17 protein-coding genes are annotated in these 15,257 nt (G+C 73.8%); 11 read left to right on the top strand and 6 right to left on the bottom strand.

What is annotated here, in order from left to right; all coding sequences use genetic code 11:
• The first annotated feature begins 37 nt into the window (after positions 1–37).
• The 7 genes from pyrF (at position 38) to ACIRYZ_RS19525 (ending at position 7,426) form a co-directional block, all read left to right on the top strand.
• Positions 38–871, top strand: coding sequence for an orotidine-5'-phosphate decarboxylase (pyrF, locus tag ACIRYZ_RS19555; protein ID WP_402945781.1), 834 nt, complete (start codon positions 38–40; stop codon positions 869–871).
• A gap of 383 nt (positions 872–1,254) precedes the next feature.
• Complete coding sequence (mihF, locus tag ACIRYZ_RS19550; protein ID WP_030290269.1) at positions 1,255–1,581, top strand: integration host factor, actinobacterial type; 327 nt, start codon at positions 1,255–1,257, stop codon at positions 1,579–1,581.
• 49 nt (positions 1,582–1,630) lie between these two features.
• A complete protein-coding gene (gene gmk, locus ACIRYZ_RS19545; RefSeq protein WP_387625733.1) occupies positions 1,631–2,188 on the top strand; it encodes a guanylate kinase in 558 nt (185 codons plus the stop codon).
• Positions 2,189–2,225: 37 nt separating this feature from the next.
• Positions 2,226–2,492, top strand: coding sequence for a DNA-directed RNA polymerase subunit omega (gene rpoZ / locus ACIRYZ_RS19540; RefSeq protein WP_030240625.1), 267 nt, complete (start codon positions 2,226–2,228; stop codon positions 2,490–2,492).
• A gap of 163 nt (positions 2,493–2,655) precedes the next feature.
• A complete protein-coding gene (coaBC, locus tag ACIRYZ_RS19535; protein WP_402945779.1) occupies positions 2,656–3,891 on the top strand; it encodes a bifunctional phosphopantothenoylcysteine decarboxylase/phosphopantothenate--cysteine ligase CoaBC in 1,236 nt (411 codons plus the stop codon).
• Between the two features lie 150 nt (positions 3,892–4,041).
• The gene (gene metK, locus ACIRYZ_RS19530) at positions 4,042–5,250 is read left to right on the top strand and encodes a methionine adenosyltransferase (RefSeq protein ID WP_402945777.1); all 1,209 of its coding nucleotides are present in this window, start codon (positions 4,042–4,044) and stop codon (positions 5,248–5,250) included.
• A gap of 91 nt (positions 5,251–5,341) precedes the next feature.
• On the top strand, positions 5,342–7,426 hold the full coding sequence (locus ACIRYZ_RS19525) for a primosomal protein N' (protein WP_402945775.1): 2,085 nt from the start codon (positions 5,342–5,344) through the stop codon (positions 7,424–7,426).
• Positions 7,427–7,547: 121 nt separating this feature from the next.
• Here the strand turns inward: ACIRYZ_RS19525 and ACIRYZ_RS19520 are convergent, their stop codons facing one another.
• Positions 7,548–8,150 (bottom strand): hypothetical protein, encoded by a 603-nt coding sequence (locus tag ACIRYZ_RS19520; RefSeq protein WP_402945773.1) that lies wholly within the window; start codon positions 8,148–8,150, stop codon positions 7,548–7,550.
• Between the two features lie 255 nt (positions 8,151–8,405).
• Here ACIRYZ_RS19520 and def point away from each other — a divergent pair, with 255 nt between their 5' ends.
• The 4 genes from def (at position 8,406) to ACIRYZ_RS19500 (ending at position 12,455) form a co-directional block, all read left to right on the top strand.
• The gene (gene def / locus ACIRYZ_RS19515; RefSeq protein WP_402945772.1) at positions 8,406–8,951 is read left to right on the top strand and encodes a peptide deformylase; all 546 of its coding nucleotides are present in this window, start codon (positions 8,406–8,408) and stop codon (positions 8,949–8,951) included.
• A 42-nt stretch (positions 8,952–8,993) separates the two neighbouring features.
• The gene (fmt, locus tag ACIRYZ_RS19510) at positions 8,994–9,953 is read left to right on the top strand and encodes a methionyl-tRNA formyltransferase (RefSeq protein ID WP_402945770.1); all 960 of its coding nucleotides are present in this window, start codon (positions 8,994–8,996) and stop codon (positions 9,951–9,953) included.
• Positions 9,954–10,031: 78 nt separating this feature from the next.
• On the top strand, positions 10,032–11,465 hold the full coding sequence (locus ACIRYZ_RS19505; protein WP_402945768.1) for an RsmB/NOP family class I SAM-dependent RNA methyltransferase: 1,434 nt from the start codon (positions 10,032–10,034) through the stop codon (positions 11,463–11,465).
• 48 nt (positions 11,466–11,513) lie between these two features.
• Positions 11,514–12,455: a MerR family transcriptional regulator gene (locus tag ACIRYZ_RS19500; RefSeq protein WP_402945766.1), complete on the top strand. Its 942-nt coding sequence runs from the start codon at positions 11,514–11,516 to the stop codon at positions 12,453–12,455.
• A gap of 11 nt (positions 12,456–12,466) precedes the next feature.
• Here the strand turns inward: ACIRYZ_RS19500 and ACIRYZ_RS19495 are convergent, their stop codons facing one another.
• The 5 genes from ACIRYZ_RS19495 to ACIRYZ_RS19475 all read right to left on the bottom strand — a co-directional run bounded on the left by ACIRYZ_RS19495 (position 12,467) and on the right by ACIRYZ_RS19475 (position 15,069).
• Positions 12,467–12,913 (bottom strand): hypothetical protein, encoded by a 447-nt coding sequence (locus tag ACIRYZ_RS19495; RefSeq protein ID WP_402945764.1) that lies wholly within the window; start codon positions 12,911–12,913, stop codon positions 12,467–12,469.
• A gap of 189 nt (positions 12,914–13,102) precedes the next feature.
• Positions 13,103–13,417 carry a sulfurtransferase TusA family protein gene (locus ACIRYZ_RS19490; protein ID WP_402945763.1) on the bottom strand — a complete coding sequence of 105 codons (315 nt, stop codon included), beginning with the start codon at positions 13,415–13,417 and terminating at the stop codon, positions 13,103–13,105.
• A complete protein-coding gene (locus tag ACIRYZ_RS19485; RefSeq protein WP_402945761.1) occupies positions 13,414–14,100 on the bottom strand; it encodes a class I SAM-dependent methyltransferase in 687 nt (228 codons plus the stop codon). The genes ACIRYZ_RS19490 and ACIRYZ_RS19485 overlap by 4 nt, the downstream gene beginning before the upstream one ends.
• A 59-nt stretch (positions 14,101–14,159) precedes the next feature.
• Entirely contained in the window at positions 14,160–14,636 is a 477-nt protein-coding gene (locus tag ACIRYZ_RS19480; RefSeq protein WP_402945760.1) for a MarR family winged helix-turn-helix transcriptional regulator, read from the bottom strand.
• Positions 14,637–14,712: 76 nt separating this feature from the next.
• Positions 14,713–15,069, bottom strand: a complete 357-nt coding sequence (locus ACIRYZ_RS19475) for a DUF6204 family protein (protein WP_402945758.1) — start codon at positions 15,067–15,069, stop codon at positions 14,713–14,715.
• Between the last annotated feature and the right edge of the window lie 188 nt (positions 15,070–15,257).

Raw genomic sequence — 15,257 nt, 5'->3', positions numbered from 1 at the left:
CGGCCCGATCGGTTCCGGAAAGTCTGGAAAGGACGACATGACCCTCGCCCCGTTCGGCGCCCGGCTGCGCCAGGCCCTCGACACCCGTGGCCAGCTCTGCGTCGGCATCGACCCGCACGCCTCCCTGCTCGCCGCCTGGGGGCTCGGCGACGACCTCGCCGGGCTGGAGACCTTCAGCCGCACCGTGGTCGAGGCGCTGGCCGACCGGGTGGCCGTGCTCAAGCCGCAGGCCGCCTTCTTCGAGCGCTTCGGCAGCAAGGGCGTCGCGGTGCTGGAGAAGAGCGTGGAGGAGGCCCGGGCGGCCGGTGCGCTGGTCCTGATGGACGCCAAGCGCGGCGACATCGGCTCCACCATGGCCGCCTACGCGGAGGCCTTCCTGTCGCCCGCCAGCCCGCTGTTCTCGGACGCCGTGACGGTCAGCCCGTACCTGGGCTTCGGCTCGCTGCGCCCGGCCCTGGACCTGGCCCGGGAGCAGGGCTGTGGCGTGTTCGCGCTGGCGCTCACCTCCAATCCGGAGGGCGCCGAGGTGCAGCGCGCGGTCGGTGCGGACGGCGAGCCGGTCGCGGCGGCGGTGCTGCGGCAGCTGGCGGCCGAGAACGCGGGCGCCGAGCCGCTGGGCTCCTTCGGCGCGGTGGTCGGCGCGACGCTGGCCGACGCGGGCGTGGAGCTGGCCATCAACGGCCCGCTGCTGGCCCCCGGGATCGGCGCCCAGGGCGCGACCATGGCGGACCTGCCGCGGGTGTTCGGCGCCTCGGTGATCAACGTGGTGCCGAGCGTCAGCCGGGACGTGCTCAAGCACGGTCCCTCGGTGGCCGCGCTGCGGGACGCGGCGGACCGCTTCGTGGGCGAGTTCGCGGACGCCGTCAAGTAGCGGACGGTGGCCGGTGCGTGACGGGAGCCGTTCGCCGGGTAGCCGGACGGTGACCGTCCGCAGTGTCCGCAGGACGGCGGGGCGGCACCGGAGTTGACGTGAGCGCCGTCACATCGACCCTGTCAAAGTTTCGCAATCGCGGTCATTTTGCCCCGGAAAGTCCTGGTCGGCCTTGGCTGACCAGGACTTTTCGTGTTCTTTTCCTGACGTGGCGCCGCAATACGGGTAGTGTCCGGCGATAGGTCATCGGCGAGTTGCGAAACCTGTAGCTCCCGCAGGTCAGGGCCCTGTGGTTCCCCATTGGGCTCCCATTGCGGACGGTGTCCTCGGTACCGAACCAGTCATAGCTCAATCCCTTCCTTCCACACCCTGAGGTGAACGGCGTGGCTCTTCCGCCCCTTACCCCTGAACAGCGCACCGCCGCGCTCGCCAAGGCCGCCGAGGCTCGCCGGGAGCGCGCCGAGGTCAAGAACCGGCTCAAGCACTCCGGCGCCTCCCTGCACGAGGTGATCAAGGCCGGCAAGAACGACAACGACGTCATCGGCAAGATGAAGGTGTCGGCCCTGCTCGAGTCCCTTCCGGGCGTCGGCAAGGTCCGTGCCAAGCAGATCATGGAGCGCCTCGGCATCAGCGAGAGCCGGCGGGTCCGCGGCCTCGGCACGAACCAGATCGCCTCCCTGGAGCGGGAGTTCGGCGGTGGCGCCGCCTGACCGTGCCCCCGTGGTCCCGGGATCGTCCGCGATCCGGGATAATCGGTGCATGAGTGAGCGTCCGCGGCTGACCGTGCTCTCCGGCCCTTCGGGGGTCGGCAAGAGCACGGTCGTCGCTCATATGAGGAAGATGTACCCCGAGGTCTGGCTCTCGGTGTCGGCGACGACCCGCCACCCGAGGCCTGGCGAGAAGAACGGGGTCCAGTACCACTTCGTCGACAACGACGAGTTCGACAAGCTGATCGCCAACGGTGAGCTGCTGGAGTGGGCCGAGTTCGCCGGGAACCGCTACGGCACCCCGCGCGCGGCGGTGCTGGAGAAGCTGGAGCGCGGCGAGCCCGTCCTGCTGGAGATCGATCTGCAGGGTGCCCGTCAGGTGCGCGAGTCGATGCCGGAGGCCCAGCTGGTCTTCCTGGCTCCGCCGAGCTGGGACGAGCTGGTCCGCCGGCTGACCGGCCGGGGCACCGAGCCGCAGGACGTGATCGAGAAGCGGCTGGAGGCGGCCAAGGTCGAACTCGCGGCCGAGCCCGAGTTCGACACGACGCTTGTCAACACCTCCGTCGAGCAGGTAGCGGCCGAACTGCTAGCCTTGCTCGGTGTAGCCTGACCTGTCTGTCTTTTCCACCCTTTCGGAAGGTTTTAGCGTGTCCTCTTCCATGACCGCGCCCGAGGGCATCATCAACCCGCCGATCGACGAGCTGCTTGAGGCCACTGACTCGAAGTACAGCCTCGTGATCTACGCCGCCAAGCGCGCGCGCCAGATCAACGCGTACTACTCCCAGCTCGGCGAGGGCCTGCTGGAGTACGTCGGCCCGCTGGTCGACACCCACGTGCACGAGAAGCCGCTGTCGATCGCGCTGCGCGAGATCAACGCGGGCATGCTGACCGCCGAGGCGATCGAGGCTGCCTGAGGCAGTCCCGTCCCTTTCCCGGAGGGCCCGGCGGAACCGTTTCCGCCGGGCCCTCCGGCGTTTCCACCGGGGGCCCGGCGCTGTGGGGTGGGGCACCGTGCGGGTGGCAGCTGAGGGGTCGTAGGGTGGGCGGGTCCCAGATCCTGAGAAAGGTCGTCGGTACATGAGCGCGAACGCGGACGCGGACGCTCCTCGCGTCGTCCTCGGCGTCAGCGGCGGGATCGCCGCCTACAAGGCCTGCGAGCTGCTGCGCCGGTTCGCCGAGTCCGGCCACCAGGTCACCGTGGTGCCGACCGCCGCGGCGCTGCACTTCGTCGGCGAGGCCACCTGGGCCGCGCTGTCCGGCCGCCCGGCCGCCACCGAGACCTGGGAGCGCGTGCACGAGGTGCCGCACGTGCGGATCGGGCAGCAGGCCGACCTGGTGGTGGTCGCCCCCGCCACCGCCGACCTGATCGCCAAGGCCGCCCACGGGCTCGCCGACGACCTGCTGACCAACACCCTGCTCACCGCCCGCTGCCCGGTCGTGCTGGCGCCCGCCATGCACACCGAGATGTGGGAGCACCCCGCCACCCGGGACAACGTCGCCACCCTGCGCCGCCGGGGCGTGATCGTGCTGGAGCCGGCCGTCGGGCGGCTGACCGGCAAGGACACCGGCAAGGGCCGGCTGCCCGAGCCGTCCGCGATCTTCGACGCCTGCCGGGCCGTGCTGCGCCGCGGCGGGGCGGTGCCGACCGACCTGGCCGGTCGGCACGTGGTGGTCTCGGCCGGCGGCACCCGGGAGCCGCTGGATCCGGTGCGCTACCTGGGCAACCGCTCCTCCGGCAAGCAGGGCTACGCGCTCGCCGTCACCGCCGCGGCGCGCGGCGCCCGGGTGACTCTGGTCTCGGCCAACGCCGAGCTGCCCGACCCGGCCGGGGTGGACGTGGTGCACGTCGGGACGGCCCTGGAACTGCGCGAGGCGGCGCTGAAGGCGGCCGAGGACGCGGACGCCGTGGTGATGGCCGCGGCCGTGGCGGACTTCCGGCCCGCCGAGTACGCCACCGGCAAGATCAAGAAGGTCGAGGGGGTCGAACCGGCGCCGGTCGCCCTCGTCCGCAACCCGGACGTCCTGGCCGAGCTGTCGGCCCGCCGCCCCCGTTCGGGCCAACTGGTCGTGGGTTTCGCGGCGGAGACCGACGACGTGCTCGCCAACGGCCGCGCCAAGCTCGCCCGCAAGGGCTGTGACCTGCTGGTCGTCAACGAGGTGGGCAACGGCAAGGCTTTCGGGACGGACGTCAACGAGGCCGTCGTCCTGGGGTTGGACGGCAGTGAGACGCCGATCCCGGTGGGCCCGAAGGAGGCCTTGGCGGACGTGGTCTGGGACCTGGTCGCGGAGCGTCTCGGATCGGTCGGCGTCTGATCGAGCAGCGCTCCGATGTGGTCTTGATTTTTGGAACTGGGTCACGTTCGACGGAACCAGACCGTTACACTCCAGGAATCAAGTCTTTCCGGATGTCCCCGGTTCGCCGGGGGCCTTCAGTCAGCAGCCGCTGCAACCCCAGGGAGCGCTGTGTCTCGCCGCCTGTTCACCTCGGAATCCGTGACCGAGGGACACCCCGACAAGATCGCTGACCAGATCAGCGACACGATCCTTGACGCTCTCCTCCGGGAGGACCCGACCTCCCGGGTCGCCGTGGAGACGCTCATCACCACCGGCCAGGTGCACGTGGCCGGCGAGGTGACGACCAAGGCGTACGCGCCGATCGCCCAGCTCGTCCGGGACAAGATCCTGGAGATCGGCTACGACAGCTCCAAGAAGGGCTTCGACGGCGCCTCCTGCGGCGTCTCGGTGTCCATCGGCGCCCAGTCGCCCGACATCGCGCAGGGCGTCGACACCGCGTACGAGGCCCGGGTCGAGGGCGACGAGGACGACCTGGACAAGCAGGGTGCCGGCGACCAGGGCCTGATGTTCGGCTACGCGTCCGACGAGACGCCCGAGCTGATGCCGCTGCCGATCACCCTGGCGCACCGGCTCTCCCGCCGTCTGAGCGAGGTCCGCAAGAACGGGACCATCCCGTACCTGCGCCCCGACGGCAAGACCCAGGTCACCATCGAGTACGACGGCGACAAGGCCGTCCGCCTCGACACCGTGGTCGTCTCGACGCAGCACGCCAGTGACATCGACCTGGAGTCGCTGCTCACCCCGGACATCCGCGAGTTCGTCGTGGAGCCGGAGCTGAAGGCGCTGGCCGACCAGGGCATCAAGCTGGTCACCGACGGTTACCGCCTGCTGGTCAACCCGACCGGCCGCTTCGAGATCGGCGGCCCGATGGGCGACGCCGGCCTGACCGGCCGCAAGATCATCATCGACACCTACGGCGGCATGGCCCGCCACGGCGGCGGCGCCTTCTCCGGCAAGGACCCGTCCAAGGTGGACCGCTCGGCCGCCTACGCGATGCGCTGGGTCGCCAAGAACATCGTCGCCGCGGGCCTGGCCCGCCGCGCCGAGGTGCAGGTCGCGTACGCGATCGGCAAGGCCGAGCCGGTCGGCCTGTTCGTCGAGACCTTCGGCACCGAGACCGTGCCGGTGCTGGACATCCAGAAGGCCGTCTCCGAGGTCTTCGACCTGCGTCCGGCCGCGATCATCCGCGACCTGGACCTGCTGCGGCCCATCTACGCCCAGACCGCCGCCTACGGCCACTTCGGCCGCGAGCTGCCGGACTTCACCTGGGAGCGCACCGACCGGGTGGACGCCCTGAAGGCTGCCGTCCAGGACTGACGTCCCGGGCCTTGAAGCGGCGCCCACCCCGGTGCGGGGTGGGCGCCGCTTTGTGCGTCCTGTCGGTGCGACCTGGTAGTACTTGGGAGCGATGAGCAGCACAGGGGAGAACGGGGCCGCCGAGCCGGAGCAGCTGGCGTTCATCCGGGAGACGGTCAAGCGGGCCAAACCCCGGACGTGGAAGGGTGCCAAGCGGGCCGAGCACCTGCCGGTGGCCCGGGTCGTGGTGGACAAGGGCGTGCTCACCATCGACAAGCTCTTCGACTACGAGGTCCCGGCCACCATGGCCGAGGAGGCCCAGCCGGGCGTCCGGGTGCGGGTGCGCTTCGGGGCCCGGGTGGTCAAGGGCCAGCGCGAGGGCGGGGAACTGCACGACGGCTTCATCGTCGCCCGGCTGGAGAAGAGCGACTTCGCCGGTCCGCTGGCGCCGCTCGCCCAGGTACTCTCGCCCGAGCCGGTGCTCTCCCCGCAGCTGCTGCGGCTGTGCCGCACCGTCGCCGACCGCTACGCCGGGACGCTGGCCGACGTGCTGCAACTGGCCGTGCCGCCCCGGCACGCCAAGGCCGAGGCCGAGCCCTCGCCGCCGCCGCCGGCGCGCCCCCAGCCCCCGGCGCCGGGCGGCTGGCAGCGCTACCCGGCCGGCCCCGACTTCCTGTCCTCGCTGGCCGGCGGCGGTTCGCCGCGCGCGGTGTGGGCGGCGCTGCCGGGGCCCGGCTGGCCGTACGAGATCGCCCGGGCGGTGGCGGCGACCCTGGCGAGCGGGCGCGGCGCGCTGGTGGTGCTGCCGGACCGGCGGTCGGTGGCCCGGGTGGACCAGGCGCTCACCGAGCTGCTCGGGCCCGGGATGCACATGGCGCTGGAGGCCGAGCTCGGCCCGCGCGAGCGCTACCGGCGCTGGCTCGCGGTCAGCCGCGGCTCGGTGCACGCCGCGATCGGCACCCGGGCCACGATGTTCGCGCCGGTGCGCGACCTCGGGCTGGTGGTGGTCTGGTCCGACGGCGACGGCAGCCACAGCGACCCGCGCGCCCCGCATCCGCACGTCCGCGAGGTCGCGCTGCTGCGCGCGGCCGAGGAGGGCGCGGCTGTGCTGCTCGGCGGGCACGCGGTGACCGTGGAGGGCGCGCAGCTGGTCAGCACCGGCTGGGCGCGGCCGCTGGTCGCGGACCGGGAGACGGTGCGGCAGGTCGCGCCGAGGGCGCGCACCGTCACCGACCAGGACCAGCACCGGGACGCCGCCGCGCAGGCCGCCCGGCTGCCCTCGGTGGCCTGGGAGGCCGCCCGGGAGTCGCTGGCGGCCGGGCATCCGGTGCTCATCCAGGTGCCCCGGCGCGGCTACGTTCCCCGGCTGGCCTGCGGACGCTGCCGCACCTCCGCCCGCTGTCGGCGCTGCGAGGGGCCGCTGGAGGCGCCCTCGGCGGACGCCTCCCTGCAGTGCGGCTGGTGCGGAGAGGCGGAGGGTGACTGGCACTGCCCGGAGTGCGGCTCCTTCCGGCTGCGGGCGCAGGTGGTCGGCGCCCGCCGTACGGCGGAGGAGCTGGGCAAGGCGTTCCCGCGGATCCCGGTGCGGACCTCGGGGCGGGAGGCGGTGCTGGCCACCGTGCCGGACGAGCCCTCGCTGGTGATCTCCACGCCGGGCGCCGAGCCGGTGGTCGAGGACGGCTCCGGGTACGGGGCCGTGCTGCTGCTGGACGGCTGGGCGCTGCTGAGCCGACCGGACCTGCGGGCCGGGGAGGAGACGCTGCGGCTCTGGCTGGCGGCGGCCGCGCTGGCCCGGCCCGCGACGGAGGGCGGGACGGTGGTGGTGGTCGCCGAGCCGTCGGCCCGTCCGGTGCAGGCGCTGGTGCGCTGGGACCCGCTTGGGCACGCCGGGTTGGAGCGGGACGAGCGGGCGCAGCTGCACTTCCCGCCGGTGTCGCGGATGGCCTCGGTGAGCGGCAGCCCGGCGGCGGTCGCCGACCTGCTGAACCTGATCCGGCTGCCGGAGGGGGCGGACGTGCTCGGTCCGGTGCCGGTGCCCGCCCTGCGGGGGGAGGAGCAGGAGCGCGCGCTGCTGCGGGTGGCGCCCGGCCAGGGGTCCGCGCTGGCGGCGGCGCTCAAGGCGGCGCAGATCGCCCGGATCGCGCTGCGGACGGCGGAGCCGGTGCGGGTGCGGGTGGATCCGACGGACATCGGGTAGGGCCTGTCCTCGAACTCGCGTCGTCCGCCCCGCGGGCGGGAGTTCGACGACAGGCCCTGCGCCGGGTGGGGCGGGGTGAGTGGGCCACCCCGCCCCGGGTGGCCCGGTGGCGCGGGGTCGGTCAGCCGCGCAGGGGGATGCCGGTGCGGTCGGCCTGCGGGCGGTCGATGCTGCTGCCGCGGTCGATGGGCGTGCGGTCCACGGGGGTGCGCTCGATCGGGGCGCGGTCCAGGGCGGTGCGGTCCAGGCCGCCCTGACGGGCGGCGGGGACGGTGGTGGCCAGGCCGCCGCGTTCGGCGGGGGCGGGCAGGTCCTCGGAGCAGTCCGGGCGGCTCGGGCCCGGGACGGCGCCGCCGGCGGCGAGGAGTTCGCTGGTCGGACGGCGCATGCCGTAGCGGCGGTGCACGGCCTGCTTGGTGACCCCGAGGGCGGAGCCCACCGAGTCCCAGGAGAAGCCCAGCGCCCGGTCGAACTCGACCGCCGCCGCGACCAGGGTCTCCACGCTCTCCCGCAGCTCCTGGGCCAGGCGCACGGTCGGCGCGGGCGCGCGTCCGTACACCACGAAGCCGGCCGAGGTGCTCGGGCGGCGCGGTCGGTAGACGTTGCCCAGTTGGGCGGTGAGCGTCCGCAGCGCGTCGACCTGGCGCCTCACCCGCTCGATGTCCCGTACCAGCAGGTGCAGGCTCGCCCGCGCCCGGGCGTCGTGGTTGATCTGCTCGGCCATGGCCTACGTGCCACCTTCCGTACGGTTCAGCTCGGCCGGGGCGCGGTGTCCCGTGCGCCCGGCCCCGGTCAATCTCTCTTGACCAACGCCGAACCGGGGGCCGGGGTAACGCGGCTCGGCAGACTCGGGATATGTCAGATACCGGTGCGGCTGTCCCAGGACGGCCCGACGGATCCCCCGGGAGGGTTGCATAGACTTGCGGTGAACCAGTCGTTGCCCGTAGCCAGTGCCCTTACGGACAGGAGCCCGCACCCCGTGGCGATCCAGCCGATCCGTCTCTTCGGAGACCCCGTCCTGCGGGCCACCGCCCAGCCGGTGACCACGTTCGACAAGGAACTGCGCAACCTGGTCCGCGATCTCGCCGACACCATGCTGGAGGCCCCCGGCGCCGGCCTGGCCGCGCCCCAACTCGGCGTCTCGCTGCGGGTGTTCACGTACCACGTGGACGGCGTCACCGGGCACCTGATCAACCCGGACCTGTCGCTGAGCGAGGAGGAGCAGGACGGCCCCGAGGGCTGCCTCTCGCTGCCCGGTCTGCGCTACGACACCAAGCGGGCGTACGGCGTGGTGGCCAAGGGCTTCAACATGTACGGCGACCCGGTCACGCTGGAGGGCACCCAGCTGCTCGCCCGGTGCATCCAGCACGAGACCGACCACCTGGACGGCATCATCTTCATCGACCGGCTCGACCGGGAGCAGCGCAAGGCCGCGCTGAAGGCGATCCGGGAGACGGACTGGGGCGGCGGGCCGGCGCCGGTCGTCAAGGTCTCGCCGCACAGCACTTTCGGCGCTGCTCGCTGATCTCGTTGGCTTCCTGAACTTCCTTTTACAGAAAGGCACTTGATGCGACTCGTGTTCGCCGGCACCCCCGAGGTCGCCGTCCCCGCCCTGGAGGCGCTGCTCGCCTCCGACCGGCACGAGGTCGTCGCGGTGGTCACCCGCCCCGACGCCCCGGCCGGGCGCGGCCGCAAGCTGGTCGCCAGCCCCGTCGCCCAGCGTGCCGAGGAGGCCGGGATCGAGGTCCTCAAGCCGGCGAAGCCCAGCGACCCGGAGTTCGTCGCCCGGCTCACCGAACTCGCCCCCGACTGCTGCCCGGTGGTCGCCTACGGCGCGCTGCTGCGGCCCGGCACCCTGGAGATCCCCAAGCACGGCTGGGTCAACCTGCACTTCTCGCTGCTGCCCGCCTGGCGCGGCGCGGCCCCGGTGCAGCACTCGGTGCTGGCCGGCGACGAGGTCACCGGCGCCTCCACCTTCCTGATCGAGCAGGGCCTCGACTCCGGCCCGGTCTACGGCGTGATCACCGAGGAGATCCGCCCGAGCGACACCAGCGGCGAGCTGCTCACCCGGCTGTCCGTCTCCGGCGCGCGACTGCTCGCGGCCACCATGGACGGCATCGAGGACGGCTCGCTGCACGCCGTGCCGCAGCCGGCCGAGGGCGTCACGCTCGCACCGAAGATCACCGTCGAGGACGCGCGGATCGACTGGAACCACCCCGCGCTGCGGATCGACCGGGTGGTGCGCGGCTGCGCGCCCGCGCCGGGGGCGTGGACGGAGTTCCGGGGTGAGCGGCTGAAGGTCACCGGGCCGGTCAAGCTGCTGCCGGAGTCGGCCGAACTGGCGCCGGGCGAGCTCGCGATGGTCGGCAAGAACAGCGTGCGGGTCGGCACCGGGAGCCACGACCTGGAGCTCGGGGAGGTGCGTCCGCAGGGGAAGAAGGAGATGCGGGCGGCCGACTGGGCGCGCGGGGCGCGGCTGGAGGCGGGGGCGCGGCTCGGCGTCCCGGCCGGCGGCTCCGAGGGCTGACCGTGGGCTGACCGCCGGGTTTGGCGTTACTGTTCGTCTGAGATCTTCTGATAACCACCGCAGCACCTTGAGGCACCTGTGACCACCCCCAGCGCCAAGCGCGCCCCCCGCCCGCACCGCCGACCGAAGAAGGACCCGGCCCGGATCGTCGCGTTCCGCGCGCTGCGCGCCGTCGACGAGCGCGACGCGTACGCCAACCTGATCCTGCCCTCCCTGCTCCGCGAGGCCGAGCAGAAGGGCATGGACCGGCGCGACGCCGCCCTCGCCACCGAGCTCGTCTACGGCACCCTGCGCCTGCAGGGCACCTACGACGCGGTCATCGCGGCCTGCATCGACCGGCCGCTGAGCAAGGTCGACCCGCCGGTGCTGGACGTGCTCTCGCTCGGCGCCCACCAGCTGCTCACCACCCGCATCCCCACCCACGCGGCGGTCTCGGCGACCGTCGAACTGGCCCGGGTGGTGCTCGGCGACGGCAAGGCCAAGTTCGTCAACGCCGTGCTGCGCCGGATCAGCGCCCACGACCTGGACACCTGGATCGAGCAGGTCGCCCCGCCGTACGACCAGGACGCCGAGGACCACCTCGCCGTCGTGCACTCGCACCCGCGCTGGGTCGTCTCCGCGCTCTGGGACTCGCTCGGCCGCTGGCAGCCGGACGCCTCCGGGCGCGCCGCCGTGGAGGAGCTGCTGCGGGCCGACAACGAGCGGCCCGAGGTCACCCTGGTCGCCCGCCCCGGCCGGGCCACCGTCGGCGAGCTGGCCGACGCGCTGCCCGAGGCCGAGCCGGGCCGCTGGTCCCCGTTCGCGCTGCGGCTCGCCGAGGGCGGCGACCCGGGCGCGCTGACCGCCGTCCGGGAGAACCGGGCCGGCGTGCAGGACGAGGGCAGCCAGCTGGTGGCACTGGCGCTGGCCTCGGCACCGGTGGAGGGCCCGGACCGGCTCTGGCTGGACGGCTGCGCCGGACCGGGCGGTAAAGCGGCGCTGCTCGGCGCACTGGCAGCCGAGCGGGGCGCGGCCCTGGTCGCGAGCGAGAAGCAGCCGCACCGGGCCCGGCTGGTGGCACGGGCCCTGGAGGGCAACCCCGGCCCGTACACGGTGATCGCGGCGGACGGGACGCGCCCGGCCTGGCGCTCCGGAGGCTTCGACCGGGTGCTGGTGGACGTGCCGTGCTCCGGCCTGGGCGCGCTGCGCCGCCGTCCCGAAGCGCGCTGGCGGCGCCGGCCGGCCGACGTCGCGGCCTTCGGGCCGCTGCAGCGGGACCTGCTGCGCTCCGCGATCGAGGCCACCCGGATCGGCGGGGTGGTCGGCTACGCGACCTGCTCGCCGCACCTGGCGGAGACCCGCGCGGTGGTCGACGACGTGCTGCGCGGCGGGGGCGGCCGGGTCGAGTGGATCGACGCGCGGCCGCTGCTGCCCGGCGTCCCGGCACTCGGGGACGGGCCGGACGTCCAGCTGTGGCCGCACCTGCACGGGACGGACGCGATGTACCTGGCGCTGCTGCGGCGGACGGCCTGAGGGCGGCGGCTTGCATCTCCCCTAGGGGGAGGCGCCAGGGTGGTGGCCATGAACGGCGACGCGCTCCCCGCGCTCTTCACGATCGGCCCGCTTCTCACGATAGGCGAGCTGGCCCGGCGGACCGGGCTGACGGTGAAGGCCGTCCGCTTCTACTCGGACCAGGGGATCGTGTCGCCGGCCGACCGCAACCCGGCCGGCCACCGGCGGTACGACGCGGACGCCGTCGCCCGCCTGGAACTGGTCCGCACCCTGCGCGAGCTCGGGCTCGGGCTGCCGGTGATCCGGCGGGTGCTGGCGCGCGAGCTCGCGCTGTCCGACGTCGCGGCGGCGCACGCCGAGGCGCTGGACGTCCAGATCCGGGTGCTGCGGCTGCGGCGGGCGGTACTGGGGGCGGTGGCCGGGCACGGGTCCACCACGGAGGAGTTGACGCTCGTGCATCGGTTGGCCCGGTTGACGGGGGAGGAACGGCGGCGCCTGGTCGGGGAGTTCCTGGCCGAGGTGTTCGGCCCGGACGGTCGTTTCGCAGGGGTGGCCCGGTCGCTGACGCCGGAGTTGCCGGAGGACGCCTCGGCCGAACAGGTCCAGGCGTGGGTGGAGTTGGCGCGGCTGGCCGGGGATGCCGGGTTCCGGGAGCTGCTGCGCGGCTTGGCGGCGGACGAGGCGGCGGAGTGCGGTGCGGGCGGCCCGCCCAGGCCCGGACTGGCCGTGCTGGTGCGGGAGTCGGCCGGACGGGCGGTCGCGGCGGGGGTGGCGCCGGAGTCGGCGGAGGCGGCCGGGGTGGTCGCCGGGCTGCTGGAGCGGTATGCCGGGCTGCCGGGCGTCGCCGGGGCGGACCGTCCGGCGCGCGCCCGGCTGCTGGAGCGGCTGCGGGCCATGGCGGATCCACGACGGGAGCGCTACCTGACGCTGCTCGCGGTGGTCAACGGGTGGGCGGCGCCGGAGAGTTCGGCACCGGCGCTGGACTGGGCGGTGCGGGCCCTGCGCTCGTAGCGGGCCGGGCCCTACGGCTGGAGCGGGCCCGGGCAGTTGGTGAGGAAGGCGTGGGCCTGGGCACGGAGGTGGTCGATCGGCGGATCCTCGCAGACCACCTCCAGTCCGAGTCCGGTGGCCTGGCCCCGGTGGTAGTAGGACTGGTAGGCGAGGTACGGGCGGTGGCCGTCGGTCGGGTCGAGGCCGACGGCGAAGGTCGCGAAGTGGATCCGCTCCTTGTCGGTGCGCTCGAACTCCGTTCGGGAGAGCTGCCATTCGAACTCGTAGGGTTCGGGCTCGGCGGGCAGGTCGAGGAGGGCCTGGGCGAGTCGGCGGACGTCGTCCGGATCGGCGAAGGGGAGCGACTCGGACCAGAGCGGTGCGGCGGCGTACAGCTCCCAGCTGTTGCCGTTGTGGCTGACGGTCAGTGCCCACTCGCCGTCCCGGTTGTGCCAGCGGCAGCTGAGGATCGGATCCATGGTGGTCAACCTCCCTGTGTCGCGCGGCCGTTGTACCCCCGCCCTCTCATCGTGGCACATCCGGCGGGTTGTCGGACCGGGGCACCAGCGGTCCTCGGGCGGCTCGGGCTGGGGCCGTTCGGGGCGGAGGCTGCGGGCATGGGGGCAGTGTTCACCCCGGGGCGGGGTGGGCGCGCGGGGATTCCCGGGTCAGTCCGTGGTGGGGTGCCAGGGGCGGTCGGGGCGGGTCGGGACCGGGGAGGAGGTGAGGCGCAGCGCGTACACCTCGCGGTCGTCGGCCGGGTGCGGGACCGGGCCCAGGTACGCGTGGCCGGTCAGGTGGCACCAGGCGGGCAGGTCCAGCGGGGCGGCGGGGTCGGTGGTGTGGATGTGGACCACCGCGCCGGCCGGGAGGTGGGCGATCCGGGCGCGCAGCCGGAGCAGGAGCTGGACGCAGAGCAGTCCGGTGCCGTCGACGGTGAGATCGGGGGTGGTGTCCGGGGCGGTCCGGTCGGGGGCGGTCATCGCGGGGTCTCCTGGGTGATGCGCCAGAGGCGGCGGGGCAGTTCGCCCTCCTCGAAGGGATGGACGTCGGCGAGGTGCCAGCCCTCGGCGAGCCGGTCCACCAGCTCGCGGGGGAAGAAGTGGACGGCGAAGCCGCCGTGTTCCCAGATGCCGTCCCCGTGGCCGGTGCCGGCGCCGTAGTGGGCGTCGCCGGTGTGGCGGACGGTGTAGACGAAGGTGCCGCCCGGGCGCAGCACCCGGCGGACCTCGGCGACCAGCGCCGCGATCTCCTCGGTGGAGAGCGCCATGCAGAGCAGCATGTGGGCGAAGACCGCGTCGACGGAGCCGTCGGGCAGGGGCAGCGGTTCGCGGACGTCGTGGACGGCGGTGCCGACCCGGTCGGACAGGCTCTGCTCGGCGGCGGCGGCGCGCAGCTGAGCCAGGCCGGTCGGGCTGAAGTCGGTGGCCAGCACGGTGAAGCCGGCGCGGGCGAAGTGCAGCGCGTCACGGCCGTGGCCGGCGCCCAGTTCGAGCACTTCGCGGGCGCCGGCGGCGGCGAAGGCCTCGGCCGCGTACCGCGCGGGGGCGGAGGGCTGCTCGCCGTACATCCCGGGGTGGGCGCGGTACGTCCGCTGCCAGTGCTCGCGTTGGGCGTCGGCGAGCGCGGGCTCCCGGCGGGGCGCCGTGCCGGGGGTGTGGGTCATGGTGCTGCCTCAGCGGGGGTGTGCGGTGGTGCCGGTGGTGCGTGCCGTACGGGTTCAGCTTAGGGGTGGGGCGGTGCGGCGGGGCGGGCGGTGTCGGGGGCGCTGCCGCCGAGGCGGGTGAGCAGGTCGGAGAGGAGGGTGAGGTCCTCGGCGGGCCACTGGGCGAAGGCGTCGGCGGCGACCTGGCGGGCGGTGTACAGCATCTCGGTGAGGCGTTCGCGGCCGGTCGGGGTGAGGGCGGCGTAGGCGACCCGGGCGTCGCGGGCGGCGGCCTCGCGGCTGACCAGGCCGATGCGCTCCAGCGGGGCGAGGCCGCGGGTGACGCCGGAGGCGGTGAGGCCGAGCGCCTCGGCGAGGTCGACCCGGCGCATCCGACCGCCGGGGGCCTGGGCGAGGTGCAGCAGCAGGGTGAAGTCGGACAGACTGACGCCGTGCAGGCCGCTGAGGCCGGCGTCGAAGCGTTTGACGACGGCCGTCTGGGCGCGGACCAGGCGCAGGGCGGTGTGCAGGGGATCGGGTGTCGTGGGCTCTGTCATTGCCGCCTCCTTGACTGCTCAAGTATACGCCTGTGCGGAGCCGTCAAGGAGGTGGCGGAGGGGGAGGGGGGTCGGGTCAGCCGGTGGCGTTGGCGGCGCGGCGCCGGCGCTTGCCGAGCGGCGCCTGGGAGAGGTCCTCGGCCTGGGAGCGGAGGTTCCTGAAGCCGTAGCCGCGGCCCGTCAGCCAGGACTGCGCGGCCTGCTCGGCCCGTTCGGTGGCCTCCAGGATGTCCTCCTCGGCCTCGCCCCCGTCGAGGAAGCGGAAGGTGAAGGCGGTTCGCGCGGAGAGGTCGTAGCTGAGGTGGCCCTCGCGGGTGAAGGCGGCGTGCAGCACGTCGTGCTCGGGCGCGGCCGCCAGGAGTTCGGCGCGCTGCTCGTCGGTGAGGCCGTCGAAGACGCCGCGCACCATGATGCGGAAGGTTCGGGTAGTCATGCCCCGACGATAGGCAGCAGGGGCGGTGGGCCGCCAATGCGATTTCCGCCAGGTCCCGCCGCCCGGTCCGGCGGCGGGACCCGCGGGCCCTAGTAGGGCTTTGTTAGGTACCCCAAGTGATCGTCACTGGATAGGCTGTGATTTTCTTTCAGGTGTGACACCTGAGGAGATGGAAGAGGTCCGGCCGC

This window comes from Kitasatospora sp. NPDC101155 (genome assembly GCF_044768305.1).
GTDB lineage: Bacteria > Actinomycetota > Actinomycetes > Streptomycetales > Streptomycetaceae > Kitasatospora.
The sequence above is the reverse complement of the archived record's forward strand: the minus strand, read 5'-3'. Positions and strand labels throughout refer to the sequence as shown.